Here is a 6,843-nt window from a genome sequence, read left to right as displayed (position 1 = left end):
CTGCAGCACTTCCCGCGAGTAGACAGCGCCGGTCGGGTTGTTGGGATTGATGACCAGGAGTGCAACGGTCTTCGGCGTAATCTTCGATTCGATGTCCGCGAGGTCCGGGTTCCAGCCGCTCTCCTCGTCGCACATATAGTGCACGGCCTTGCCACCCGAGAGCGTGGTCATCGCCGTCCACAGGGGGTAGTCCGGTGCCGGAATCAGCACCTCGTCACCGTCGTCGAGGAGGGCCTGCATCGTCATCGTGATGAGCTCGGATACGCCGTTGCCCAGGTAAATGTCGTCGACGTCGAGTTCGGGGAAACCGGGCTCGAGCTCATAGCGGGTTACGATCGCACGCCGCGCCGACAGGATGCCCTTCGACTCCGAGTAGCCCTGTGCGTACGGCAGGGCGGCGATCATGTCCCGGACGATGACGTCGGGTGCTTCGAAGCCGAACGGAGCGGGATTGCCGATGTTCAGCTTGAGAATGCGGTGGCCTTCCGCCTCCAGACGCGCGGCATGGGCGTGTACCGGCCCACGGATCTCGTACAGCACGTTCTGCAACTTCGTGGACTGCTGCAGCGTGCGGTGTTGGCGCGTCTGGTGAATAGTCTGCGGATGGTTCACCCCGTCATCGTGCCAGGTCCGTCCTGGGAACCGCGAGCCAATTCCCATCGGGTGCTACTTGTCGGTAGCCGGTGCCAGAATGGAATGCATGTGCGGACGGTATGCCAGTACCCAGAGCGACAGTGATCTGCTTGCGGTTTTCCACGTCGGCGAGACGATCGGCGAGGAGCTGCCACCCGTCTACAACGTGGCGCCCACGCAGACGGTGCGCACCGTCATCGAGCGGATTCCCAAGGACGAGCCGGAGGCCGACGCCGTGCGTCAGCTGCGGTCGGCACGCTGGGGTCTGATCCCGTCGTGGGCCAAGGATCCCAAAATCGGCAGCAGAATGATCAACGCCCGCTCGGAGACGATCACCGAGAAGCCATCGTTCAAGAAGGCTGCGGCCCGCAGACGCTGCATCGTTCCCGCCGACGGCTACTACGAGTGGGAGAAGCGGGACGGGCAGAAGGTCCCGTACTTCCTGCACGACGACGGCGTGCTCGCCATGGCGGGACTGTACGAGCTCTGGCGCGACCCGACCAAGGCTGACGACGACCCCGACCGCTGGCTGTGGTCGGTCACCGTCCTCACCTCACCTGCGGCCGATGCGCTCGGCCACATTCACGACCGCTCTCCGGTGATAGTTCCGGAAAACCTGCGGTCTGCCTGGCTGGACCCCACGGTCACATCGCTCGACTCCGTACAAGAAATGCTCGCCGCCATCCCCGAGCCGCGTCTCGTGCCGTACGAAGTCAGCACCGCGGTCAACAGCGTCAAAAACGACGGCCCGGAGCTGTTGGTGCCCGTCGGCTAGCGAGCGTCTCAGTGGGCGTTGCGGCTGACGCTTGCCGGCTAGTGCATCCGCCGCGCGCAGACCGCCCGCATCTTCTCGCGAATCGATTCGTCGAGACTCGCGCCCGCTGGGCCGTCGAGCAGCGCGGTGAGGCGTTCGAAGTACGAGCGTGCCGAAAGGCCGAACGCCACGTAGATGTCCTCCTCACTACCGCCGCCGTATTTGTGCCACGACTGACCGAACGAAAGCATGGCCGAGTCGACGCTGGTCGGTGCTGTCTCCGGCATGTTCTGCCCCCTGAAGTAGATATCTCACCGTCCATCTTCGACCAACTGTTTGTCAGTGCGGTGAACTCCGCGTTACGGCGGATTGCCGAGGCAACGCCAGCGCGAGACCCAGCACGAGCGACACGGCAGCAACCACGGGCGGAGCCAGGTGCCAGAAGTCGAGGTAGCCGACGATGAAGTGCGTGCCGATCGCCGCGCCGAGTGACACGACCCCGGCGATGAGGAGTGTCTGCCACAGTGCACGCGATACTTCCACCCCGGTCCGGCCGCACCACAGGCAGAAGAAGGCGAGCAATGCCTGGATCACCACGGCGGCACCGAACCCGGCGCGGTCGTGCGCAATCAGGGGAACCAGGCCCGCATCGATGCTGTTCAGGTAATCCGCGGTAACCCCGAGAAACACGATGTCTGCCGGAACGAACGTCTCCATCACCCCGATGCGGAACACTTCGAGACCGGCCACGGCGGTGCCCGCGGTTCCCAACATCAACGACGCCCGGCCCAGCCCTGCGCGAGTTCGAATGTCGGGCAGCGATCCCCGAAGAAGCGATGCCGGCGTCGTGGGTGCGTGCAGCAACCGACGCGTCGCGGCGAGCCCGACAACGAAGACGGGCAGTAGAGCCAGCGTGATCAGGCCGTGCCAGGTGTCGAGATAGCCGAAGCCGAGGTAGCCCAGGAAGCTGGCGAACCCCAGAACACCGGACCCGGCAACCAGCCACCACGCCCATGCCTCACCTCGGCGAAGCGGATACAGCGCCAGGTAGCCGTACAGCACGCCGATTCCGAAGACCGACCCCCCGAATGCCATACGGTCGTGCAACATGAAATGCACGACGTGGCAGTTCGCCACCGCACACAACTCGTCTGCGCTCATCCCGAGATATGCCAGATCGTGCGGAAGGAAATGACCCGTCAGCGCAAGAAACATTGCGAAACCCCCGGCCAGGATCAGGACCCCCGCCGTCGCAACGAGCAACGGAATACCGTCGCCGACGACTGTTCGAGCCAACCCCCGCTGCTCATCCATGGGGACGAACCTTACGCGGCATATCCTGGCCGCATGAGTTCTGTTGCGTTGCCCTTCGGGGCTTGGCCGTCGCCCATCTCCGCGACGGATCTGTCCGCGAACGGTCACCCGGTCGAGCACGGAATGTTCGTCGGCGACGAAGTGTGGTGGTCGGAACTGCGCCCGACCGAGGGTGGGCGAACCACGATTTGTCGTCACGACGGTGACCGCGTGGTGTCTTTGCTGCCCGAACCGTTCAATGCGCGCACCCGGGTGCACGAGTACGGCGGCGGCGCATGGACGGCCACGCCCGACGGCCGAATCGTGTTCGCGGAGTTCTCGGATCAACGCATCTACCTGACTCGGCCCGGCGAGACCCCGGTGCCGCTGACGCATGCTCCCGCTGTCGCCGGGTCCATCCGCTACGGTGAGCTGTCCGTCGTGGGGGACGAGGTGTTAGCCGTCCGCGAAATGCACGACGGCGCAGACATTTCGAGGGACATCTGCGCTATCGCACTCGACGGCAGTGGTGTTCGCTCGCTGGTATCCGGATCCCACTTTCTGGCGTACCCGCGGATGTCTCCCGACGGCGCCACCCTGGCGTGGATCGCATGGGATCACCCACAGATGCCCTGGGACGGAACAGAGCTACGAGTTGCCGACCTTGCGACCGGCGAATGGAAGACTGTTCTCGGTGGCACCGAAGAGTCTGTGCTGCAACCCGAATGGATCGACGACCACTCGTTGTACGTCATCAGTGACCGCAGCGGATGGTGGAACATTCACCGTGCGACGCTCGACGGTTCGGTGACGCCGCTGGGCTCGTTCGAGGCGGACTTCGGCGCACCGCTCTGGCAACTGGGTGCTCGGTGGTACTCGATCCTCGACAACGGAAAGCTGCTCACGGTAAGGACTTTCGGTGTCGACACGCTCGGAGTGCTCGACCCGTCCACCGGAGCGCTCGTCGACATCGAATTGGACGGCCTGACGTCGGTAGCGCTCGGCGGACGCAACGGCTCGTCCGTTCTTCTGCGTGCAGGGGGAGCGCAGAGCCCCGGTGGCCTGCGACTACTCGACCTGGACACCCACGAGGTCACCGTCGTGCGGTCCGGGCTCGAAACCGTTCCCGACGCCGATTACCTACCCCGCGGCGAGCCCATGACCTTTCACGGTCCCGACCGTGAGGTTCACACAATCGCCTACGCACCCCGCAATCCCGAATACCGCGGCCTCGACGGGGAACTACCGCCCTACGTCGCTTTCGTGCACGGCGGCCCGACCGCGCACGTCGCGCCCTCACTCAACCCCGTCTTCGCATACTTCACCAGCCGCGGCATCGGCGTCGTCGACGTCAACTACGGCGGCTCCAGCGGATACGGCCGCGAATACCGCAACCGTCTTCGTGGCCAGTGGGGCGTGGTCGACGTCGAGGACACCGTCGCCGCCGTGCGCGGGCTCGCCGACGCAGGACTGGCCGACCCGGCTCGACTGGGCATCGAAGGTGGGTCTGCGGGCGGCTGGACGGTATTGGCAGCCTTGACCTCGTCCGACGTGTTCGCTTGTGGGGCTTCGTATTACGGTGTTGCAGAGCTCGAGCTGTTCGTCGCCGAAACGCACGATTTCGAATCCCGTTACATCGACGGCCTCATCGGTCCGCTACCCGAAGCGCTGGATCTGTACCGGAAGCGGGCACCGGTCAACAATGTCGACGGACTGTCCTGCCCGGTACTGCTGCTGCAGGGCCTGTCGGACCCGATCGTTCCGCCCTCCCAGGCCGAACGATTCCGCGACGCCATGGTGCGCAAGGGAATCCCGCATGCCTACCTCGCGTACGAAGGAGAATCACACGGCTTCCGGAAGCTGGAAACGCAGGTCAACGCTCGCGAATCCGAACTGTCGTTCTACGGACAGGTCATGGGCTTCACTCCGCCCGGCATCCCGACACTCGAGCTGTGGAGGCCTTGACCGGCGCTGCTGTAGGGGCTAGCTGGCACCGGTTTTGGTATGCGCGGACGGGTGCTCGGACCTCGATAGGTGTGCCAGGTTGGTGGTAGCGGTGCTCGCTCAGGTAAAAGTGAGCGTCGGCGGAGGCGACAGAGCTGCGCGGGCGGCTGCTGCACGGAGAAGACCGTCGACACGTACGGGATTCTCCAGGTCGGCCCAAGTGATCCGCACAACCTGCAGACCGCCCGCCCGGATTCTGTCTTCGCGCAGCTTTTCGTTCCAGGCGACGTCCGACGGTGTTTGTCCAGTGGGAACGAGTCGGCTGTATTTGATGCGACCGTCGAACTCGAGTGCAGTGTTGATCTCGAACAAATGGAAGTCGATCCGGGCGAACGGACCATCAGCGTCCCCGAGCTGGACCTGCAACCGCGGGGCGTAGCCCAACTCGTGCAGCACCAAGCGGCACCGCGACTCCCCGACGCTTTCGGATCGACCGTCCATGAAGTTGGCGACTCGCCGCGCTTTCCTGTTCTCCGGATGTGTGGGTCGCGAATCGAGCACGGCAGCAACCTCCTCGGATGTGACACCAGTGGTCCGAGCCGCGAGATCTGCGATGCAGACAGCGTCCTCGAACGACAGCAAGCGCGCAACATCTGCGATGGTCCGGGCCAGCGACGTCACGGCGAAACCATCGATCACAGTCACATCCGACTCCGCGTACGGTGCTGCATGTACGACGCGGTGCGCAGTGCGCCGACCACCGCCGCTTCGATTTCGGGTGATGTGCACGCGGGAAAGGTCCGCCCCGAGTATGTCGATGCCGTGGAACACCGCCGCCGAGGTGTGGCTGAGCACGGCATCGTCAGCGGTCGAGGCGCTCAGCACGGCCTCGGCGACCACTCTGTGTCGCTCCAGTGGCGACAGCGCGTCGAACTCGACCCTGCTCACGAATCTCCCGGGGCGGAGTCGACGCCAGAAACTGGTGCGGCAATAGCGCTGTAGTTCGGAGTCTGTGACGCCACGGGACAGTGCGTCGGTGCGGGACAAAATGCGAACCATGCACGAACTGTGTCGCCGAATCGTCCGCGGAGCAATATCGGCTCTGCCAATTGTGCACAGCGCCTGCGCCTGTGGATAGACGGACGACTTTCGGGCTTGACGAGCGGTGTCGGTGGCGCCGCCGTGCTAGGGGAGTTCGGACTGAGCGCCCTTGATGGCGAGCTGGCACTCGTGCTGTTGGGCTAGCGAGGGTGCTGGTTTTACAAGCGGGGTGCTGGGTTGCGGCCGTTCGGCCCTGCATGCGCGCGGGGAGGTGTGTCGTGAGGCCATGACCTGTGAGCCGGCGGCTCGGGTGCGTGCGAATTCGTGCGTCCCGGTGCGGCCATGAGCTCAGCGGGCAGCGCTGGTGGCGTACGAATTCAGCGTCCCGGTGGGGCCATTCGGAGCTTGGAGTTCGGACTGAGCACCCTTGATGGCGAGCTGGCACTCGTGCTGTTGGGCTAGCGGGGGTGCTGGGTTCGCACAAGGGGTGCTCGGTTGCCCACGCAGGCCCCAGCAAGCGACCGAGAACTCCTTGTAACGACCGAGCACCCCTGCCGTGATGCTGGCAGGGGTGCTCGGTGAGCGAAACAGTGCTTGCTTACTTCTTTCGGCCCGGGACCTTGGCCTTCGAGGCGATTCCGAGTCCGCCGACCTTCGGTTTCGGATGCGACGGTGCCTCGGCGGACTCTTCGCCCTCGCTCGGCTGCCCGTTGCTTGCCGCAGCTGCTTCCGGGGCAGTGCTGTCGCCGGTGGTGTCGTCGACCTCGCTGTTGTCGGCCGATTCGAACACCTCGCGAACCGGTGCAGCGTCTGCCTCCTGAGCGGCTCCGTCGGTAGCGTCCGACATTGCAGGAGTAGCAGACTCGGGTTCCGGCGACGTAGCGGCCGCGGGCTTCCCCGGCGTCCTTGCGCCGGGCTTCTTGAACCCGGATTTCACTGCCAGTCCCTTCGGCTTGACCGTCGGCTTGGATTCCGACGCTTCGGCCGCCGGAGCCGTGTCGGCCGCCGGACTCTCTGCCGCCGGAGTCTCTGCGGCCGGAGCCTCTGCAGCGGGAGCGGCTTTACCCTGCGGTGCTTCGGCCTCCGACGCTGCGGGTGTGGACTCGGCAGGCTTGCCCGGTGCCTTGGCGCCCGGCTTCTTGAACCCGGACTTCACAGCCAGCCCCTTGGGCTTGACC

Annotated in this window: 6 protein-coding genes and 1 pseudogene; 2 read left to right on the top strand and 5 right to left on the bottom strand. The window is 65.0% G+C overall.

Going from position 1 to position 6,843, the window contains the following annotated elements; genetic code table 11:
• Positions 1 to 612, bottom strand: a 612-nt coding sequence (locus WBQ44_RS15105; RefSeq protein ID WP_495567488.1) for an aminotransferase class I/II-fold pyridoxal phosphate-dependent enzyme, incomplete at its 3' end; no start/stop codon positions are given.
• 88 nt (positions 613 to 700) lie between these two features.
• Between WBQ44_RS15105 and WBQ44_RS15100 the strand changes: the two genes are divergently transcribed.
• The gene (locus tag WBQ44_RS15100; RefSeq protein WP_495567487.1) at positions 701 to 1,408 is read left to right on the top strand and encodes an SOS response-associated peptidase; all 708 of its coding nucleotides are present in this window, start codon (positions 701 to 703) and stop codon (positions 1,406 to 1,408) included.
• A gap of 38 nt (positions 1,409 to 1,446) precedes the next feature.
• Here the strand turns inward: WBQ44_RS15100 and WBQ44_RS15095 are convergent, their stop codons facing one another.
• Entirely contained in the window at positions 1,447 to 1,674 is a 228-nt protein-coding gene (locus WBQ44_RS15095) for a DUF3263 domain-containing protein (RefSeq protein ID WP_495567486.1), read from the bottom strand.
• 52 nt (positions 1,675 to 1,726) lie between these two features.
• Complete coding sequence (locus WBQ44_RS15090; protein ID WP_495567485.1) at positions 1,727 to 2,701, bottom strand: hypothetical protein; 975 nt, start codon at positions 2,699 to 2,701, stop codon at positions 1,727 to 1,729.
• A gap of 33 nt (positions 2,702 to 2,734) precedes the next feature.
• Between WBQ44_RS15090 and WBQ44_RS15085 the strand changes: the two genes are divergently transcribed.
• Positions 2,735 to 4,645 carry a dipeptidyl-peptidase 5 gene (locus WBQ44_RS15085; RefSeq protein ID WP_495567484.1) on the top strand — a complete coding sequence of 637 codons (1,911 nt, stop codon included), beginning with the start codon at positions 2,735 to 2,737 and terminating at the stop codon, positions 4,643 to 4,645.
• 99 nt (positions 4,646 to 4,744) lie between these two features.
• Here the strand turns inward: WBQ44_RS15085 and WBQ44_RS15080 are convergent, their stop codons facing one another.
• Positions 4,745 to 5,683, bottom strand: coding sequence for a hypothetical protein (locus WBQ44_RS15080; RefSeq protein WP_495567483.1), 939 nt, complete (start codon positions 5,681 to 5,683; stop codon positions 4,745 to 4,747).
• A gap of 580 nt (positions 5,684 to 6,263) precedes the next feature.
• Positions 6,264 to 6,843: pseudogene (locus WBQ44_RS15075) on the bottom strand (Fe-S oxidoreductase); the annotation flags it as partial.

Origin of the sequence: Rhodococcus sp. (in: high G+C Gram-positive bacteria) (assembly GCF_049591685.1) — a bacterium.
In the GTDB taxonomy this organism is placed as follows: Bacteria; Actinomycetota; Actinomycetes; order Mycobacteriales; family Mycobacteriaceae; genus Rhodococcoides.
This window is presented reverse-complemented; position numbering and strand designations above follow the sequence as displayed.

Bases quoted from the DNA above. Each gene is read 5' to 3' on its own strand.
- WBQ44_RS15100 (WP_495567487.1), top strand. From the start codon at position 701: ATGTGCGGACGGTATGCCAGTACCCAGAGCGACAGTGATCTGCTTGCG.
- WBQ44_RS15095 (WP_495567486.1), bottom strand. From the start codon at position 1,674: ATGCCGGAGACAGCACCGACCAGCGTCGACTCGGCCATGCTTTCGTTC.
- WBQ44_RS15090 (WP_495567485.1), bottom strand. From the start codon at position 2,701: ATGGATGAGCAGCGGGGGTTGGCTCGAACAGTCGTCGGCGACGGTATT.
- WBQ44_RS15085 (WP_495567484.1), top strand. From the start codon at position 2,735: ATGAGTTCTGTTGCGTTGCCCTTCGGGGCTTGGCCGTCGCCCATCTCC.
- WBQ44_RS15080 (WP_495567483.1), bottom strand. From the start codon at position 5,683: ATGGTTCGCATTTTGTCCCGCACCGACGCACTGTCCCGTGGCGTCACA.